This is a genomic window from Pseudomonas sp. WS 5411, assembly GCF_012985595.1.
In the GTDB taxonomy this organism is placed as follows: domain Bacteria; phylum Pseudomonadota; class Gammaproteobacteria; order Pseudomonadales; family Pseudomonadaceae; genus Aquipseudomonas; species Aquipseudomonas shahriarae.
On sequence record NZ_JAARMC010000006.1, the window covers coordinates 17,292 to 35,337 of the forward strand.

Annotated in this window: 14 protein-coding genes; 3 read left to right on the plus strand and 11 right to left on the minus strand. The window is 59.4% G+C overall.

Annotation, left to right across the window (positions count from 1 at the left end):
- Positions 1-66: 66 nt before the first annotated feature.
- The 11 genes from HBR93_RS11620 to HBR93_RS11670 all read right to left on the minus strand — a co-directional run bounded on the left by HBR93_RS11620 (position 67) and on the right by HBR93_RS11670 (position 15,295).
- Positions 67-1,734 (minus strand): flagellin, encoded by a 1,668-nt coding sequence (locus tag HBR93_RS11620; RefSeq protein ID WP_169960367.1) that lies wholly within the window; start codon positions 1,732-1,734, stop codon positions 67-69.
- A gap of 224 nt (positions 1,735-1,958) precedes the next feature.
- A complete protein-coding gene (locus HBR93_RS11625) occupies positions 1,959-3,635 on the minus strand; it encodes a flagellin (RefSeq protein WP_169960368.1) in 1,677 nt (558 codons plus the stop codon).
- 183 nt (positions 3,636-3,818) lie between these two features.
- On the minus strand, positions 3,819-4,748 hold the full coding sequence (locus HBR93_RS11630) for a ketoacyl-ACP synthase III (RefSeq protein ID WP_057958874.1): 930 nt from the start codon (positions 4,746-4,748) through the stop codon (positions 3,819-3,821).
- 268 nt (positions 4,749-5,016) lie between these two features.
- A complete protein-coding gene (locus tag HBR93_RS11635) occupies positions 5,017-6,636 on the minus strand; it encodes a flagellar hook-associated protein 3 (protein WP_169960369.1) in 1,620 nt (539 codons plus the stop codon).
- 14 nt (positions 6,637-6,650) lie between these two features.
- The gene (gene flgK, locus HBR93_RS11640; RefSeq protein ID WP_057438793.1) at positions 6,651-8,675 is read right to left on the minus strand and encodes a flagellar hook-associated protein FlgK; all 2,025 of its coding nucleotides are present in this window, start codon (positions 8,673-8,675) and stop codon (positions 6,651-6,653) included.
- A 10-nt stretch (positions 8,676-8,685) separates the two neighbouring features.
- Positions 8,686-9,942, minus strand: coding sequence for a flagellar assembly peptidoglycan hydrolase FlgJ (gene flgJ, locus HBR93_RS11645; protein ID WP_169960370.1), 1,257 nt, complete (start codon positions 9,940-9,942; stop codon positions 8,686-8,688).
- Positions 9,943-9,946: 4 nt separating this feature from the next.
- On the minus strand, positions 9,947-11,035 hold the full coding sequence (locus HBR93_RS11650) for a flagellar basal body P-ring protein FlgI (RefSeq protein WP_081044199.1): 1,089 nt from the start codon (positions 11,033-11,035) through the stop codon (positions 9,947-9,949).
- Positions 11,036-11,062: 27 nt separating this feature from the next.
- Positions 11,063-11,758, minus strand: a complete 696-nt coding sequence (gene flgH, locus HBR93_RS11655; RefSeq protein ID WP_032859002.1) for a flagellar basal body L-ring protein FlgH — start codon at positions 11,756-11,758, stop codon at positions 11,063-11,065.
- A gap of 52 nt (positions 11,759-11,810) precedes the next feature.
- Positions 11,811-12,596, minus strand: coding sequence for a flagellar basal-body rod protein FlgG (gene flgG / locus HBR93_RS11660; protein WP_057958870.1), 786 nt, complete (start codon positions 12,594-12,596; stop codon positions 11,811-11,813).
- Between the two features lie 67 nt (positions 12,597-12,663).
- Positions 12,664-13,404 carry a flagellar basal body rod protein FlgF gene (locus HBR93_RS11665; protein WP_057438904.1) on the minus strand — a complete coding sequence of 247 codons (741 nt, stop codon included), beginning with the start codon at positions 13,402-13,404 and terminating at the stop codon, positions 12,664-12,666.
- A 328-nt stretch (positions 13,405-13,732) separates the two neighbouring features.
- Positions 13,733-15,295: a sigma-54-dependent transcriptional regulator gene (locus tag HBR93_RS11670; RefSeq protein WP_057438789.1), complete on the minus strand. Its 1,563-nt coding sequence runs from the start codon at positions 15,293-15,295 to the stop codon at positions 13,733-13,735.
- A 277-nt stretch (positions 15,296-15,572) separates the two neighbouring features.
- On the opposite strand from HBR93_RS11670, the gene phhA reads away from it, so the two are divergent.
- The 3 genes from phhA (at position 15,573) to HBR93_RS11685 (ending at position 18,022) form a co-directional block, all read left to right on the plus strand.
- Positions 15,573-16,364: a phenylalanine 4-monooxygenase gene (gene phhA / locus HBR93_RS11675; protein WP_057444562.1), complete on the plus strand. Its 792-nt coding sequence runs from the start codon at positions 15,573-15,575 to the stop codon at positions 16,362-16,364.
- Between the two features lie 105 nt (positions 16,365-16,469).
- Positions 16,470-16,826: a 4a-hydroxytetrahydrobiopterin dehydratase gene (locus tag HBR93_RS11680; protein WP_115127653.1), complete on the plus strand. Its 357-nt coding sequence runs from the start codon at positions 16,470-16,472 to the stop codon at positions 16,824-16,826.
- Entirely contained in the window at positions 16,826-18,022 is a 1,197-nt protein-coding gene (locus HBR93_RS11685; RefSeq protein WP_115127652.1) for an amino acid aminotransferase, read from the plus strand. Before HBR93_RS11680 ends, HBR93_RS11685 begins: the two co-directional genes overlap by 1 nt.
- Positions 18,023-18,046: the final 24 nt, after the last annotated feature.

Sequence of the window (18,046 nt, forward strand, 5' to 3'; positions counted from 1 at the left end):
GTAATCAAGCAAAAAAAAACGGAAGGGCCACTAGACACCCTTCCGTCTTTAACCAGCCTTAAGCGATTACTGAAGCAGTTTCAGTACCGACGACGGCAGTTGGTTAGCTTGCGACAGGATGGCAGTCGAAGCCTGTTGCAGGGTTTGCTGCTTGGTCAACTCGGCAGTTTCCGAAGCAAAGTCGGCGTCCTGCACACGACTACGGGCGGCAGTGGAGTTTTCCGAAATGCTTTGCAGGTTGGCAACGGTGCTGGTGAAACGGTTTTGCACCGCACCCAACTGAGAACGCTGACTGTCGATCTGCTGGATCGCATCATTCAGCGCCTGAACCGAACGCTGGGAAGACGCCGCGTCCTGGATGCTCAGGTTAGAAACGGTAGTTTCCACGGTAACTGCTGTCGACGTGGCAGCTGTCAGACCCAGTTGAGCCAGACCAGTGCCAGCGCTACCGTTGGCAACCGTGAAGGTCTTGTTGGAGAACAGCGCCAGAGTATTGTCAGCATTTTTGCTGGCCGTTACGCCGGTGCTTGCACTGTTGATCGCGGAAACGATCGCGTCAGCAGTATCACCCTTCTTAAACTTCACCTCCACACCATTCAGAACCACCGAAGTATCGGTAGTCAGCTTGGCCTGGGACGTACCTGCTTGCAGACCCAGCTTGGCCAGAGCCCCTGGACCGTCGGTGGTATTAGAACCGTTATCCAGCTTGATAGCTTTACCGTCAGCCGAAGTCAGGGTCAGACGACCGTCGGCAGCTGTCGCGGTAACACCGGTCAGAGTGGTGTTTGCACCAGCAGTGCCATTAATGTCAGCAGCAACCTGAGCCAGTGTACGACCCGCTGCAATGGTGATTTCAGTGCCATTGATGCTGATTTGCGCGGCACTGTTGGTGGTCGTTGTTTTGGCAACAACTGCCGCTGCAGGAAGAATGCCCGCAGCAGAACCGGCTGCAGTAAAGCTAGAAGCCGACGTCAACTGCAGCGTCGCGCCAACAGCTTGAGCCTTGACGCCAGTAACAGCACTTTGGTCGTTGATTTTAGTAATCGACTGCGCAAGGGTATCGGCAGCCAGCAGCGCGATCGAAGTACCGTTGAGCGTCAAGGTACCGTCGGTCGGAGTGAAAGCGTTGACTGTAGAGAACTGGCCGATCTCGGCTTCGCCGCCTACCGCAGTCGCAGCCAGGTCAGTCGCCGCACCAGCAGCCTTGGCTTCGCCGTAGGAACCTTTCAAGCCTGTAGCACTGATATCAGTCATACCGAACGAGATAGTTTCATTGGCGTTGGCGCCGATCTGGAAGCCTACGTTGTCGAACGAACCGTCCAGAAGCTTGCGGCCACCGAAGTTGGTGGTTTGGGAAATACGGGTCAACTCACCAGTCAACGCTGTGAATTCCTGCTGCAGGGACGTACGGTCGTCATCGCTGTTCGAACCGTTCGCCGACTGCAGGGCCAGTTCACGCATACGCTGCAGAATGTTGGTCGATTCTTGCATCGCGCCTTCAGCAGTCTGGGCAATCGACACGCCGTTGTTGGCGTTGGCCACTGCAACAGTCAAACCCTTGACCTGACTGGTCAAACGGTTAGCGATCTGCATGCCGGCAGCATCGTCTTTGGCGCTGTTGATTTTCAGGCCGGAAGACAAGCGGCTCATCGAGGTGCTCAGTGCGTCGGAAGCCTTGTTCAGGTTCTTCTGAACGCCCAAGGACGTGATGTTGGTGTTTACGGATAAAGCCATGACGAAATCCTCGTAAATGGGGTGTTGCGGCTTCCGGCCGGGCAACCGCCTGGCATGGTTTGAAAACCTTCATAGTGGTTATCGTCAGCCATGCCGGCTTCTTGAGATCTTTCTGATTTATTTGTAGGAATATTCATGACGCCTGCAGAATCTACGGAGATCAAGCCCCAAAAAGACGGAAGGGCGCACCAGGCGCCCTTCCGTCTTTGACCAGCCTTAAGCAATTACTGAAGCAGTTTTAGTACCGAAGATGGCAACTGGTTAGCCTGCGAAAGGATGGCAGTCGAAGCCTGTTGGAGGGTTTGCTGCTTGGTCAGTTCGGCGGTTTCCGAAGCAAAATCGGCGTCCTGCACACGGCTACGGGCGGCGGTGGAGTTTTCCGAAATGCTTTGCAAGTTGGCAACAGTGCTGGTGAAACGGTTTTGCACCGCACCCAACTGGGAACGCTGGCTGTCAATCTGCTGGATCGCATCGTTCAGCGCCTGAACCGAACGCTGCGACGAAGCGGCATCCTGGATGCTCAGGTTAGAAACGGTAGTTTCCACAGTGACCGCCGTCGAAGTACCCGCCGATAGACCCAGTTGAGCCAGGCCGGTACCAGCACTGCCGTTGGCCACGCTGAAGGTTTTGTTGGAGAACAGTGCCAGAGTGTTGTCAGCATTCTTGCTAGCCGTCACACCGGTACTTGCGCTGTTGATCGAAGAAACGATCGCGTCTGCGGTATCGCCCTTTTTGAACTTCACTTCAACGCCGTTGAGGACGACTGAAGTATCGGCGGTCAGTTTGGCCTGAGTGGTGCCCGACTGCAGACCCAAGCGAGCCAGGGCACCTGGGCCATTGGCAGCGCCAGCACCGTTGTCAAGCTTAATCGCCTTGCCATCGGTGGAAGTCAGAACCAAACGACCATCCTGCTGGGAAGCAGTTACACCTGTAGCTGTTACGGTGGCTGGAGTATTGATGGTAGTAATCGCCTGAGCCAACGTCTGTCCGGCAGCGATGGTCACAGTGGTACCGTTGATATTGATTTCAGCTGCTTGAGACAGGCCAGTGAACGCTGCTGCGTTAGTAGCCGTGGTCGGCGCTACTTCTGCGTTGTCACCCTGAATCGCAAACGCTGTGGTGGAGGTCATTTTGATGTTGCCAGCGCCATCGGCTTCAGCCTTGACACCGGTAGTACCGGTCTGACCATTGATCAGACCAATAGCAGCAGCACGGTCAACACCAGTACCAATGTTAATCGCGGTACCATTGACCGTCAGAACACGAGCAGCAGTAGTGGTGGTGTAAGCGGTGGAGGTAGCGAAGCCACTGGCGAAGCTACCTTCACCACCGGTCACTTTGGCCGACAGGTCGGTCGCAACACCAGCGGCTTTGGCTTCGCCGTAGGAACCTTTCAAGCCTGTAGCACTGATATCAGTCATACCGAACGAGATGGTTTCATTGGCGTTGGCGCCGATCTGGAAGCCTACGTTGTCGAACGAACCGTCCAGAAGCTTGCGGCCACCGAAGTTGGTGGTTTGGGAAATACGGGTCAACTCACCAGTCAACGCTGTGAATTCCTGCTGCAGGGACGTACGGTCGTCATCGCTGTTCGAACCGTTCGCCGACTGCAGGGCCAGTTCACGCATACGCTGCAGAATGTTGGTCGATTCTTGCATCGCGCCTTCAGCAGTCTGGGCAATCGACACGCCGTTGTTGGCGTTGGCCACTGCAACAGTCAAACCCTTGACCTGACTGGTCAAACGGTTAGCGATCTGCATGCCGGCAGCATCGTCTTTGGCGCTGTTGATTTTCAGGCCGGAAGACAAGCGGCTCATCGAGGTGCTCAGTGCGTCGGAAGCCTTGTTCAGGTTCTTCTGAACGCCCAAGGACGTGATGTTGGTGTTTACGGATAAAGCCATGACGAGTCCCTCGTGGATTGGGTGCTAGGGCTTCCGGCCGGGGCGAGCGCCTGGGTCGACCTAGAAAACCTTCGTCATACTTATCGTCACGCCTGATAATTTCTTGAGAAATTTCCTACAGAATAATGAAAACGCCCAAGGCCATTGACCTTGGGCGTTTGAAAAACCAAGCAAAACTCTATATTACAGCCGATAGATAATCGCCGAGCCCCAGGACAGACCAACACCAAACCCACTCAGGGCCACTCGCTTCCACTCTGCGTCCATCACGTGCTTTTCCAGCAGCAGCGGAATGCTCGACGACACGGTGTTGCCGGTCTCGACCATATCCTTGATGAATTTCTCCACCGGTGCATCTTCAAAACGCCGCGCCACGGCGTCGACAATTGCCGCGCTGCCCTGGTGGATGCAGAACGCGTCAATATCATCAGCCACAAGGTCCGACTCTTTGAGCAACTCGTGCAGGTGCGCTGGCACCTTCAGCAGGGCAAAGTTGAAAACCTGGCGGCCGTTCATGAAGAACACGCCATCGCTGACCTTCAAGTGCGGTGCGCCGGAGCCGTCGGTGCCGAACTTGGCCTTGCCCAACTGCCAGGGGGCGTCTTCGCCCATCCAGGTGGCGGTGGCGGCGTCGCCGAACAGCATGGTGGTGTTGCGGTCTTCCGGATCGACGATCTTCGAGTACGGGTCGGCGGTCACCAGCAGGCCGTTTTTCAGGCCGGCGGCTTCCATGAAACCTTTCATCGCGTAGATGCCGTAGACATACCCGGAACAGCCCAGGGAAATATCGAAAGCCGCGACGTGGGTCGGCAGGCCCAGCTTATCCTGGACGATGGCGGCGGTGTGCGGCAGCCCTTCTTCGTCGCCGTTCTGGGTCACAACGATCAGCGCGTCAATCGACTCACGCTTGAGCTCGGGGTTGTTGGCAAACAAGGCATTGACCGCCTCGACGCACAAATCCGAGGTTTCCTGTGCAACATCCTTGCGCGGCAGGAATGCCGAGCCGATCTTGCCAATGATGAACTCTTCATCCTTGGCGAATTTGGCACCCTGGGCGTAGTTGTCCAGCCCTTCTGCCGGCACGTAGCTGGCGATGCTTTTTATGCCAATCATTGTGGCTTCCCAATACAAAATAGCTGGAGAACACCCCTGAAAATCCTTCAGGGGCGCTGACAATAAAGGGGATAACCCCGCAAAAAACCATCGAAGTCGCCTTGACCTGGGCCTGAAAGATGGCTTGGCCTTTTCACACGATACAGTGAAGATGCGCTTTATGACTCATAGGTCACTCATTTTTGTGCGCTTTGTTTAAAAGCCTGCGCCAGAAACGACAACGGCCCACCCTGTTTCCAGGGTGGGCCGTCGGGGATTTTCGGGACAATTACATCTTGCTGAACAGGCTTAATTGAGAGATTTTCACAAAGGCCAACTGCGAAGCCTCCAGCATTGCCTTCTGGAACGCCAGATCGACGGAGGCCGTAGCCATGTCGGTGTCACCAATGGCCGCGGTCGTCGATTTGTTGGCCAACACCATGCTGGTGTTCTCAGTCTCCTGAATCGCCAGCGAGTTCAATCGAGCACCAATGGAACCCCGCACACTGTCAACTTGAGCCATGGAGGTCTTGATATTGGTGATAGCCGAGTTGACCACGTCAGTCACCATGGCCTGAGCAATCGGGTCGCCATCGGAAGGCGTTTCGAGGGCCTGGCGCAGCTGGCTTAGGGTATCCAGCGCATTTTGCGTCTTGTGGGTATTGGACCCCACAGCGAACTGGTCACCAGTACTTGGCGTACCGGAGAGGTCGAACTTCACCCCTGCTGCCGTGATGCTGTCTGGCGTCGCGGGCACAGGTGGCGGCCCCGGCTGTGCTGGCGTGCCAGCCACCACAGTACCACTGGAGACCGGCTTGCTGTCGGTCGTGATCGGTCGGGCATACACCTCGTACGCGGTGGTCGAGGTAAATTTGATCACCGCGCCCTTGTTCGGGAAGGTGCTACCGTAGTCGGCCTGGCTGGTGATAGTACCTCCCGCCAGTTGCGCAGAGGACGTATTGCTCGGTGTACGCGAGATACTGAAGCTGTCCGGTTTGCTTTGCAGGGTAAATTCCCGGTCCTTGTACACCGCATCAGCTTCGACGCCGGGCTTCGTATCCCCTAGTTTCTGGCTGATATCAAAGGTCACACCATGCACAGTGACCGACGCACTTCCTTCCTTGGTCGCGTCGAACTTGCCATTACCCGGGGTTTGCGAGGTGATGTCGTTACCCGCCGCATCAGATACGGTGTACTCGGTGCTGCTGATAAAGGTCAGCTTGTACGGCTGGCCGCCAGTGAAGCTGCTGTCATATGTAGACGGCGACGTCACGATACCGCCCGAGACCAGCACCTTGCCATCGTTGACGGTGGCTGTCGCCTGAGTACGGCCGGCATTGACCGTACTTTCAAGAATCGATTTACCGGTGTCATTGACCACCATTGACAAGGTGTCCGAAACCTTCAGGCTCAGGGGTGTTTCATCACCCTGGTAGCTGTAGGTGCCGTCACTGTTACGAGCGTAGGGAGGCGTGTCGCTCTTACCGCCGGCAAACAGGTAGTGGCCGGACGAGTCCTTGCTGTTGAGCAGACTCAGGACCTGCTTCTCGATTTCACCAATTTCAGCGGCTACCGCCTTTCGCTCCGCATCGCTAATGCCGCCGCCGCCCTTGCCACCAACCTGCAGAGCTAGTTCGCCGGCACGTTGAAGGGCCGTGTTGATACCCTCAAGCACGCTTTCCTCGCTGTTAAGCGAGTTCTTCATGCTGCTGATATTGCCCGCGTACTGCCCCAACATATCCTGCTGCTGCTGCAGCAGCAGCAAACGCGCCGCGCCCACCGGATCATCTGCCGCCGTCTGGATGCGCACGCCGGAGTCGATCTGCTGCTGGGTCTTGGTGACGTTGGAGAAGTTGTTGGTATAACGCGCAGTCGTGGTATTGAAATACTGTTCGGTCGAGATTCGCATCGTCTCAAACTCCCTTAAAGACTGTTGATCAGCGTGCTGAAGGTTTCTTGCGCAGCTTTAATGATCTGCGACGACGCGGTGTAGTACTGCTGGAAACGGATCATATCGCCGGCCTCCTCGTCCAGGTTGACCTGGGACACGGAGCTGCGATTGGACGTGGCGGCCGCGAGCATGGCCCCGGTCGCATTGTTATCGACGTTGGCCTGGCTGGCCTTGCCGCCCACGGACGAGACCAACTGGCTGTACGCGGTGCTCATGCTCACGCCGGCATTGCCATCGGTGGCGCCCACGGTCTTGCGGGTTTGCAGGTCGAGCAGTTGCAAGGCATTGCGGTTGTCCAGTTTGCCGCCACTGTTGAACGACACGGTGTAGCTATCGTTCGGCTTTGGCTCACCACGGATGACCGTGTCGACCCCGAATGTCTGTGGGTCGCCATTACCGTCTACGTACGGCACGTTGATCGTCAGCTTGTTGTCCTGGCCCGGCACGATGGTGCCGGTGCCAATGGGCTGGCCTTGGGCGTTATTGATCACATAGCTCTGGGTGCCATCGGCGGCACGCTCGCCAAACGTCATCTTGACCGGCATCGCGCCCTTGATCGCCGCTTCCAGCTGTGCGGTGCCGGCACCGCCATGGATATCCAGGGGCAAGCTCAGCGTCGGCGGTTCGAACACGCCAGTACCACTGTTGTTCTTGTTGCCCTCGGCCAACAGCGGCGCAGAAAACGCCAGCTTGTTGGGATCGGTCATCACCACCTTGAGGTCCATCGCGCCACCGGCGGTCGGGCTGACCTTGAACGTATCGCCAGCAGCCACCGGGCCCTTGCCATCCAGGGCCAGGGTGAAGCCGTCGATTTCCGGTGGCGTTTGGGTGATGTCGAAGGTGCCCATGGACTTACCGTCCGAACGCAGCACGGTGTAATTCTTGTCGTCACTGAAGGTCACCTTGTAGTCAAAGGTGCTCAGTTTGCTGGTGTCTTTGATCGTGACGTTCAGGTTGCCGGAGCCGGCACTGTTATTCGAGCCGCCAACACTGCGCTGGCCAATGGCAAATACGCTGTTGATGTCATTGAACAGCGCGGCGCCGAACTGCCCGTTGGCGTCCAGGCCCTGCCCCAGCTGGGTATTGATGGCCTCGCCGACCACCATGGCGGTACGCCCCAGGTCGTTGATGGCCGGCATCAGCACGTCCTGGCGATAACGCAGCAAGCCACCGATGGAGCCACCGCTGATCACCGAGCTGACGTCCATGGGTTGCCCGCTGGTGGTCAACACCACCGAGTACTGGCTCTTGTCGTCCTTGCTCGGCACCGCCGACAGCTTGTTCGACACACCGTCCGCGACCAGGGTCTGCCCGGTACCCAGGGAGACATTGAAATGGCCGTCCGACTCAGTGACCTTGACCCCTACCAGTTCGTTGAGCGAACGCACCGCTTCGTTGCGTGCATCCAGCAGGTTCGCCGGCTCGCCGTTGCCCTGGCCTTTGGCCTGGAAGATCTGCTGGTTGAGGGAGGCAATCGAGGAGGTCAACTGATTGACCTGGCCGGTAATGGTCTCCAACTGGCTGTTGATGCCTTCTTTCTGTTTGTTCAGTTCGGTCGCAATCGAGTTGAAACGGTTGCCCAAGGTCTGGGCAATGGTCAAGACCAACTGGCGCGCGGAGTTGTCACTGGGGTTGGCCGAAGACGTCTGCAACGCGGCGAAGAAGCTGTTCAAAGCCGCACCGACACCGGTGGACTTGTCGGACAGCAGCTTGTCCACCGAACCGATCTGGTCCAGGTAGGCCTTGGCATCAAAATTCAGCGACGTGGTGGTCTGCAACTGGGTATCGAGGAACTGGTTATACACCCGGCGTACATCCGACAGCGTAGTGCCGGTGCCGACGAACACCCCACCGGCCGCGGACATGCCATTGGCGGTCTGCATGGTCTGCTGACGCGAGTATCCAGGGGTCTTGGCGTTGGCAATGTTGTTACTCAAGGTCGCAAGCGATCCCTGAGCCGCATTGAGTCCTGACATCCCGATATTGAGCAAACCCATGGTTCAAACCTTATAAATGAGTGGATGCGCCAGCGGCAGCGTAGTTTTGGTAGCTGTTCATGGTTTTGGCGATCTGCGAAATCTTGCTGGCGTACGCCGGATCCGTTGCATACCCGGCTTTTTGCAACTCGCGTACAAACTGTTCCGGGTTATCGGCCGACTTCAAGACTTCTTTATATCTTTCATTGCTTTGCAACAAAGTCACGAGGTCGTGAAAGCTGTCCTGATACGAGTCGTAGGAACGGAACTGCGCCGTCTCCTTGACCATCTCGCCATTGCGAAACTCACTAGTGATCGCCCGCGCCTGGGCGCCCTGCCAGCTCTGCCCGGCCTTGATGCCAAACAGGTTGTGGCTGCTGCTGCCGTCTTGCTGGCGCATTACCGATTTGCCCCAGCCGGTTTCCAGGGCAGCCTGGGCCACCAGGTAGCGCGGGTCGATGCCGATGCGCTCGGCCGCCTGCTTGGCCATGGGCAGCATGGTGGCGACAAACTCGTCTTGCGAACTGAAGGCTTTTTTCGCCGGGGCCAGCGGTGGCTGGGCCACGGCGCGGCCGTAAATCTGCATGCGCGAATCGCGGGCGGCAAAGGTGCGCGCAGCACCGTTGATCACGCCATCTTCGGCGGCACTGTTGCGCAGTGGCGCAGCCTTGGCGGCGCCCGCCGCCTCGACGCCCGGCACGATACCGGCCAGCAGGCGATCGGTGAGCTTGCTCGGCAGGGCGATGCGGCGCTGATTCATCAGCGCCATGTCATTGCGCAGGGTGCCTTCATCGGCCCGCGGCGCCACTTCGACCCGCGCCGCCCACAGCGCACGCTGGCCATTGGAACGACCCAACGGGCCATCCGCCTGGGTGCCGGCGGCAATCGGGGTCGGCACGTCGACTTTCTTCTCTGCCGCGTCCGGGCCCTGCAGGGTCGAGGCCTGCCCTTCCACCGGCTTGTTCTTTTGCATCTGGCGCAGCAAAACGTCCGCCAGGCCTATACCGCCGCCCTCGCGAGACAGCGAGACCGCCAGTTGCTGGTCGTACATTTCCTGATACTGCTTGGCCGCCGGAGTATTCAGCGGGTTGTCCTTGCCCAGGGCATCGGTGGCCGAGCGCATGGATTTGAGCATCTCGTTGAGAAACAGCGACTCGAACTCCTGCGCCACTTTGCGCATGTTGCCGTCGCTGTTCTTGTCGCCGAACTTGAGCTGGTTAAGCCGGTTCAGGTCGGAGTAGGACCCCGAGTCTGCCGTGCTGGCGATACCGCTCTTGCGCATGTCCATGGCCTCAAATCACGATCAGGTCGGCTTGCAAGGCGCCGGCCTGTTTCAGGGCTTCGAGGATTGCCATCAAGTCGCCGGGCGCCGCGCCCACCTGGTTCACCGCACGGACAATCTCGTCCAGGGTGGTGCCGGGACCGAACTTGAACATCGGCTTGGCTTCTTGCTGGGCATTGACCCGGGAGCGTGGGACCACGGCGGTCTGGCCACCGGACAACGGCCCGGGCTGGCTGACAATCGGGTCTTCGGTAATGGTCACGGTCAGGCTGCCGTGGGTCACGGCCGCTGGCGACACCTTGACGTTCTGGCCGATCACGATAGTGCCGGTACGCGAGTTGATGATGACCTTGGCCACCGCCTGGCCCGGATCGACCTCAAGGTTTTCCAGGATCGACAGGTAGTCCACACGCTGGCTTGGGTCCAGCGGCGCAGTCACGCGGATCGAGCCGCCGTCAATGGCCTGGGCCACGCCTGGGCCGAGCATGTCGTTGATCTTGTCGACCACACGCTTGGCGGTGGTGAAGTCCGAACGGTTGAGGTTCAGGGTCAGGCTGTTGCCCTGGTTGAAACCGCTGGGCACGGTACGTTCCACCGTGGCGCCGCCAGGAATCCGCCCGGCCGATGGCACGTTGACGGTGATCTTCGAACCGTCACGCCCTTCGGCATCAAACCCGCCCACCACCAGGTTGCCCTGGGCGATGGCGTAGACGTTGCCGTCGATACCTTTGAGCGGCGTCATCAGCAAGGTGCCGCCACGCAGGCTTTTCGAGTTACCGATAGAGGATACGGTGATGTCCACCACCTGCCCCGGCTTGGAGAACGCCGGCAGATCCGCACTGATCGACACCGCCGCGACGTTCTTCAACTGCACGTTGCCCGAACCTGGCGGCACCTTGATCCCGAACTGCGAGAGCATGTTGTTGAAGGTCTGCAGGGTGAACGGGGTCTGGGTAGTCTGGTCGCCCGTGCCGTTGAGCCCCACCACCAGGCCGTAGCCGATCAACTGGTTGCTGCGCACCCCGGAAATACTGGCGATGTCCTTCAGGCGTTCGGCCTGGGCAGCAACGCTCAGGGAGAGCAACAACACCGCTGCCATCAGCTGTTTGAGATTCAAAGTGATCACCTAGAAAGGGAACAGCGGGCTAAGGAAGAAACGGTCGAACCAACCCGGCTGACTGGCGTCGGCAAACGAACCCGTACCCGAATAGGTAATGCGTGCATCGGCAATCCGTGTGGACGGCACGGTGTTGTCGGTGGCGATATCGTCCGCGCGCACCATGCCGGCGATGCGCACCAGTTCGTCACCGGTGTTGAGGGTCATCCACTTCTCGCCGCGCACGGCAATGATGCCGTTGGGCAGCACGTCGGCCACGGTCACGGTGATCGAACCTACCAGGCTGTTGCCCTGCCCGGCCTTGCTGCTGCCGTTGGTGGCGCGGTCGCCGCTGTAGCCCACGTCCAGGCTCAAGTCACCACTGCCCAGGGGGTTGTTGGTGTTCAAGCCACCGCCAAACAGCGAGGTCAGGCCGATGCCGGTCTTGCTGTTCTTGGCCACCTGAGAGTTGGCGTTCTTGCTCGCCGTGGTGCGCTCGTTGAGGGTGATGGTGATGATGTCGCCAACACGGAACGCCTTGCGGTCGCTGTACAGGTTCTGCTCAAAACCGGCCTGGTAGATCGAGCCATTGTTGGCAGCGGCTGGCAGTGGCGTGCGCGGCAACACCGGCGCGTAGTACGGGTCATTGGGTTTTGGCGTCGGGGCGACACAGCCCGCGAGCACGGCAATCCCACTCAATGCCAGAACAGAAACAAAGCGACTCATGACCCTTACCTCACGGTGTTGCAGGCGCCTTATGAGCGCCCCATAGACTGGATTACAGATTCTGCGTAACGAACGAAAGCATCTGGTCGGCGGTGGAAATCACCTTGGAGTTCATCTCGTAGGCACGCTGGGTGGTGATCATGTTGACCATCTCTTCCACGGTGCTGACGTTGGAGGTTTCCAGGGTGCTTTGCAGGGTGGTGCCAAACCCGTTGAGGCCCGGCGTGCCGACTTGCGGCGCGCCGCTGGCAGCGGTTTCCAGGAACAGGTTGTTCCCGGTGGCTTGCAGGCCGGCCGGGTTGATGAAGTCGGCGGTCTGCAGGTTGCCGATCACTTGCGACGCCGGGTTGCCGGCGATGGTGACGGACACGGTGCCGTCGGCGCCGACCGTGAAGGTCTGGGCATCGTTGGGCACGACAATCGCCGGCTCCAGGGCAAAACCGTTGGCGGTCACGACCTGGCCGTTGGAGTCCAGGTGGAAGGTGCCGTCACGGGTGTAGGAGGTAGTGCCATCCGGCTGCAGGATCTGGAAGAAGCCACGGCCATTGATCGCCATGTCCAGCGGCTGCCCGGTTTGCTGCAGGTTGCCGGCGGTGAAGTTCTTCTGGGTGCCGACGATGGACACACCGGTACCCACTTGCAGGCCCGACGGCAATTCGCTGTCCTGGGTCGACTGCGCACCCGGCTGGCGCTTGATCTGATAGAGCAGGTCCTGGAACTCGGCGCGATCACGTTTGAAGCCCGTGGTCGAAACGTTCGCCAGGTTGTTGGAAATAACGGTCAGGTTGGTGTCCTGGGCGGACAGACCGGTTTTGGCAACCCATAGAGCCGGAAGCATGCTGTTCTCCTTCGTGCGCCTGTTTGTTGGCGCCGCGTTACAAAATTAGTAGTCAGTGGCGCTGCAATCAGCTCATCTGCATGACGCGAGTCATGGCCTGGTCGTCTTCTTTGGCGCTGTTCATCATTTTCACGTGCAATTCGAACTGCTTGGACAGGGCCAGCACCGCCGTCATTTCTTCGACGGCATTGACGTTGCTCGACTGCAGGAAGCCCGAATTCACCTTGACGCTGGCATCGGCCACCGCCGGCTGGCCGTCCTTGGTGTGGATCGCGCCATCCAGGCCCTTGGTCATATTGGCCAGGTCCGGCTTGACCAGCTTGATACGGTCCACCTCTGCCATCACCCGTGGGCCTTCGCCCATGGCGCGGATGCTGATGGTGCCGTCTTCGCCGACTTCGACCTTCTGCTCGGGTGGCACCGAAATCGGCCCGCCATTGCCCATGATCGGCATGCCGTTGCCGGCCCGCAGCACGCCCAGTGCGTCGATATTCATGCTCGCGGTGCGCACGTAGGCTTCGCCGCCATCGGGGGTTTGCACGGCGATCCAGCCATCGCCGCCGACGGCAACGTCCAGGTCACGGCCGGTCTCGACCATCGAACCCGGAGAAAAATCGGTACCAGGACGCTCGGTCAGGGCAAACGCCCGCGCCGGAAAGCTGTCACCAAACACCGGCATCGAACGGGCCTGCTCCAGGTCACGCTGAAAACCGTTGGTGGAAATGTTCGCCAGGTTGTTGGCATGGGCCTTTTGCGCCAGAGCATTCTGGCTGGCGCCGGTCATTGCCACATAAAGGTACTTGTCCACGCTCATTCCTCTTACTGACGGACGTTTGCCGCCCACCGATGTACTGAGGAGTCTTTAGCAATTTGCGCACCAACTTTTTAAAAGTCGGGGAAAGGCACGCGGGGCAAGGGGTTGGGGCGTATCAAGGATTATTGGAGGGGCAGGACGAGTCGGAAAAACGGCGGAGTTCTGCCGGTTGCGGCAAACACCGGTCTTGGCATTAACACAGATCCATTGTGGGAGCGGGCTTGCTCGCGAAGGCGGTGGATCGGTCGGTACCTGTATTGACTGATCCACTGCCTTCGCGAGCAAGCCCGCTCCCACATTTTTATCCCGTTGTGTCAGGGGCTTATTTGTCGGCCTTGAGCACTTCGTAATCGCGCAATTTATTGGCGATGGTGGTGTGGGACACGCCTAGGCGCTTACCCAGCAACCGGCTGCTGGGGTGCTCGGCATACAGGCTTTCGAGCACGGCCTTTTCAAACCGCCCGACGATCTCCTCCAAGCCACCCTCCAGGGAAAAGTCGCCAAGCGGCTGACGCACGCCGTAGTCCGGCAAGCGAATATGTTCAGCCTTGATCGTGCCGCCCTCACACAGCGACACCGCCTGGAACAGCACGTTTTCCAACTGCCGCACATTGCCCGGCCAATGGTAGTGGCTGAGGCGCTCCATGGCCGCCGGCGCCAGCTTGGGCAGCGGGCAGCCAATCAGGCGGCTGGCCTGGTCGATAAAGTGCTCGACCAGCGGCGGTAAACCGTCGAGGCATTCGCGCAGCGGCGGGATATGCAACGACAACACATTGAGCCGGTGATACAGGTCCTGGCGAAACTCGCCACGGGCACACAATTCCGATAAGTCCACCTGGGTCGCGCAAATCACTCGCACATCCAGGTAAACCTCTTCATCACTGCCCACGCGCCGGAAGCAGCCGTCCTGCAGAAAGCGCAGCAATTTCACCTGCAATCGCGCGCTCATTTCACCCACGCCATCCAGAAACAACGTACCGCCCGCCGTCAGTTCCAACAGCCCCAACTTGCCCTCTGCCCGTGCCCCTTCAAACGCGCCAGGGCCGTAGCCGAACAGCTCGGTCTCGGCCATCGACTCCGGCAACCCCGCGCAATTGAGTGCCATCAACGGCGACTGCCCACGCGGGCTGGCCAGGTGACAGGCGCGCGCCAACAATTCTTTACCGGTGCCGGTTTCGCCTTCTATTAATAGGGGTGCATCGAGGGGCGCCATGCGCCGGGCTTCACGCACCACCGCCGCCATCACTTTAGAGCTCTGGAAAATGCTGTCGAAGCCTCGCAGCTCCTGCTTGCGCACATTGTAGATGCGCTCACCGACCCGGTCGGCGCGGTGCAGAGTCAGTACGGCGCCGGCCATGGCTTCGCTGTCGTCATGTTCGGAGGATTGCAGCGGGGCGATGTCGGCGAGAAACACGTCGCCCTTGACCTTGACCCGCAGGCCATTGATCCGCGACTTGCTGGCACGCACCAGCTCCGGCAGGTCGAAGTCCTCGGCGTAGCGTGACAGGGGAATCCCCGGCACTTCGTCCACCCGCACCCCGAGCAACTGCGCCGCCGCGCGGTTGGCCGCGACAATCGAGCCGCCCATGTCGATGGACAGCACCGGGAACTCCAACGCCCCCAGCAAGGCGTTGAGTTCCATGTGCCGACGCTCGCTGGGCATCAGCCCTACCCGCTTGACGCCAAACACCCCGGCAATCGCCTCGAACTGCGGGCGCAGGGCCTGGAATTGCATATTCACCAGGTTCGGGCAGTACAGGTAGATGGCATTGCCATGTTCGCCGCCAACCTCGCCCTTGGCCACGTTGACCCCGTACTCCACCAGCAGGTTGAGGATGTCCCGCAGGATGCCGATGCGGTTCTGGCAATGCACTTTGATACGCATGTAAAGGCCCGGTTTGTTGTAGGAGGGCTGATCGGGCTGCGTCTTTTTGTCACCGGACGCAGATAGTCGTCAAGATTATGTGACAGCCAGCGCCCTTTTCAAACCAGCAAAACGCAATGCAGCGTGCTCGACGGCAAAATCGTAACGAATACTTTACAAAAGACACCGACTTTTCCTACAGGCTTCCCTTAACAGCGGGTGGAATCCACGGCCAGGCGGAGTATCAATAAGCCCATAGCAGGACATAACAAGAACGAATGCCTAGCAGGAGAGCCGTATGAAACAGACGCACTACGTGGCCCGCGAGCCCGATGCGCAAGGTTTTATCCACTACCCGCCCGAAGAACACGCGGTGTGGAACACCCTGATCACCCGTCAACTGAAAGTGATCGAGGGTCGCGCCTGCCAGGAATACCTGGACGGCATCGACAAGCTCGGCCTGCCCCATGACCGTATTCCGCAACTCGCCGAAATCAACAAAGTGCTGGCCGAAACCACCGGCTGGCAAGTGGCGCGGGTGCCGGCGCTGATCCCCTTCCAGACCTTCTTTGAATTGCTCGCCAACAAGCAGTTTCCGGTGGCGACCTTTATTCGTACCCGCGAAGAGCTGGATTACCTGCAAGAGCCGGATATTTTCCACGAGATTTTCGGCCACTGCCCACTGCTGACCAACCCCTGGTTCGCCGAATTCACCCACACCTACGGCAAGCTCGGCCTGGCGGCCACCAAGGAGCAGCGCGTGTACCTGGCGCGCCTGTACTGGATGACCATCGAGTTTGGCCTGGTGGACACCCCCCAAGGCCGGCGCATCTACGGTGGCGGTATTTTGTCGTCACCGAAAGAGACGGTGTACTGCCTGTCGGATGAGCCCGAGCATCAGGCCTTCGACCCGCTGGAAGCCATGCGCACGCCGTATCGCATCGACATCCTGCAGCCGCTGTATTTCGCCCTGCCCAACCTCAAGCGCCTGTTCGAAGTGGCGCAGGAAGACATCATGGGCATGGTCGAACGCGGCATGCAGCTGGGGTTGCATGCACCAAAGTTTCCCCCCAAGCCCAAGGCGGCTTGAACTGATGCTTTAAAGGCCAGGTGAGTCTGTTCCCTGGCCGCGCGTTGCTTTAGGGTGACGCGACTGGCAACCGAATTCCACATACTCGATTTCAGGAACACCGTTATGACCACCTTGAACCAAGCCCATTGCGAAGCCTGCCGCGCCGATGCCCCACAAGTCAGCGACGCAGAACTGCCGGCGCTGATCAAGCAGATCCCCGACTGGAACATCGAAGTGCGCGACGGCGTGATGCAACTGGAAAAAGTATTCCTGTTCAAGAACTTCAAATTCGCCCTGGCCTTTACCAACGCCATGGGCGAAATCTCCGAGGCTGAAGGTCATCACCCTGGCCTGCTGACCGAATGGGGCAAAGTCACCGTGACCTGGTGGAGCCACTCCATCAAGGGCCTGCACCGCAACGACTTCATCATGGCCGCTCGCACTGACGAAGTGGCCAAGGACGCCGAGGGCCGCAAGTAATGCATTTCGCCGCGATTGGCCGGGTGCCCGGTGATCCGATCCTGGGGCTGATGGAGTCCTATGCCAAGGACACCAACCCGCAAAAGTTCGACCTGGGCGTGGGCGTCTATAAAGATGCCCAGGGCTTGACCCCGATCCTGCAGGCGGTCAAACGCGCCGAGCAGCGCCTGGTCGACCAGCAAACCACCAAGACTTACATCGGCGGGCATGGCGACCCGACTTTCGGCCGCCTGATCAGTGAATTGGTGCTGGGCGCCGATTCCGCGCTGCTCAAGGCACAACGCGCCGGCGCCACGCAAACCCCAGGTGGCACCGGCGCCCTGCGCCTGAGCGCCGATTTTATCGCCCACTGCCTGCCAGGCCGTGGCGTGTGGCTGAGCAACCCGACGTGGCCGATCCACGAAACCATCTTCGCCAAGGCCGGGCTCAAGGTCAGCCACTACCCCTATGTGGGCAGTGACAACCGCCTCGACGTACCAGCCATGCTCGCCACCCTGGCCACGGTGCCCGAGGGCGACGTGGTGCTGCTGCACGCCTGCTGCCACAACCCCACCGGTTTCGACCTGTCCCAGGACGACTGGCGCCAGGTCCTGCAGATCGTGCGCGAGCGCCAACTGCTGCCGCTGATCGACTTCGCCTATCAGGGTTTTGGCGATGGCCTGGAACAGGACGCGTGGGCGGTGCGCTTGTTTGCCGATGAACTGCCTGAGGTGCTGATCACCAGCTCCTGCTCGAAGAATTTCGGCTTGTACAGCGACCGCGTCGGCGCGCTGATTGTGTGTGCCAACGATGCCGAGAAACTGCTGGATGTGCGCAGCCAGCTGGCGTTTATCGCGCGCAACCTGTGGTCGACACCGCCGGATCATGGCGCTGCCGTAGTCGCGACCATCCTCGGTGATAGGGAGCTCAAACAGCTGTGGAGCAGCGAAGTCGAAGGCATGCGCTCGCGTATCGCGCAATTGCGTTCAGGCCTGGTCGAAGCGCTGGCGCCCCATGGGCTGTCTGAGCGTTTTGCCCATGTCGGCGTGCAGCGCGGGATGTTTTCCTATACCGGCCTGAGCGCCGAACAGGTGAAACAGCTGCGGGAAAAACACAGCGTGTACATGGTCAGTTCCGGGCGGGCCAACGTGGCCGGGATTGATGAGACGCGCCTGGGGTTGCTTGCCGATGCCATTGCGCACGTATGTAAACCCTAAGACAAAACGCTATCCAAATGTGGG

Coding starts and splice junctions, on each gene's coding strand:
- HBR93_RS11620 (WP_169960367.1), bottom strand. CDS start 1,734: ATGGCTTTATCCGTAAACACCAACATCACGTCCTTGGGCGTTCAGAAG.
- HBR93_RS11625 (WP_169960368.1), bottom strand. CDS start 3,635: ATGGCTTTATCCGTAAACACCAACATCACGTCCTTGGGCGTTCAGAAG.
- HBR93_RS11630 (WP_057958874.1), bottom strand. CDS start 4,748: ATGATTGGCATAAAAAGCATCGCCAGCTACGTGCCGGCAGAAGGGCTG.
- HBR93_RS11635 (WP_169960369.1), bottom strand. CDS start 6,636: ATGCGAATCTCGACCGAACAGTATTTCAATACCACGACTGCGCGTTAT.
- flgK (WP_057438793.1), bottom strand. CDS start 8,675: ATGGGTTTGCTCAATATCGGGATGTCAGGACTCAATGCGGCTCAGGGA.
- flgJ (WP_169960370.1), bottom strand. CDS start 9,942: ATGGACATGCGCAAGAGCGGTATCGCCAGCACGGCAGACTCGGGGTCC.
- HBR93_RS11650 (WP_081044199.1), bottom strand. CDS start 11,035: ATGGCAGCGGTGTTGTTGCTCTCCCTGAGCGTTGCTGCCCAGGCCGAA.
- flgH (WP_032859002.1), bottom strand. CDS start 11,758: ATGAGTCGCTTTGTTTCTGTTCTGGCATTGAGTGGGATTGCCGTGCTC.
- flgG (WP_057958870.1), bottom strand. CDS start 12,596: ATGCTTCCGGCTCTATGGGTTGCCAAAACCGGTCTGTCCGCCCAGGAC.
- HBR93_RS11670 (WP_057438789.1), bottom strand. CDS start 15,295: ATGCGTATCAAAGTGCATTGCCAGAACCGCATCGGCATCCTGCGGGAC.
- phhA (WP_057444562.1), top strand. CDS start 15,573: ATGAAACAGACGCACTACGTGGCCCGCGAGCCCGATGCGCAAGGTTTT.
- HBR93_RS11680 (WP_115127653.1), top strand. CDS start 16,470: ATGACCACCTTGAACCAAGCCCATTGCGAAGCCTGCCGCGCCGATGCC.
- HBR93_RS11685 (WP_115127652.1), top strand. CDS start 16,826: ATGCATTTCGCCGCGATTGGCCGGGTGCCCGGTGATCCGATCCTGGGG.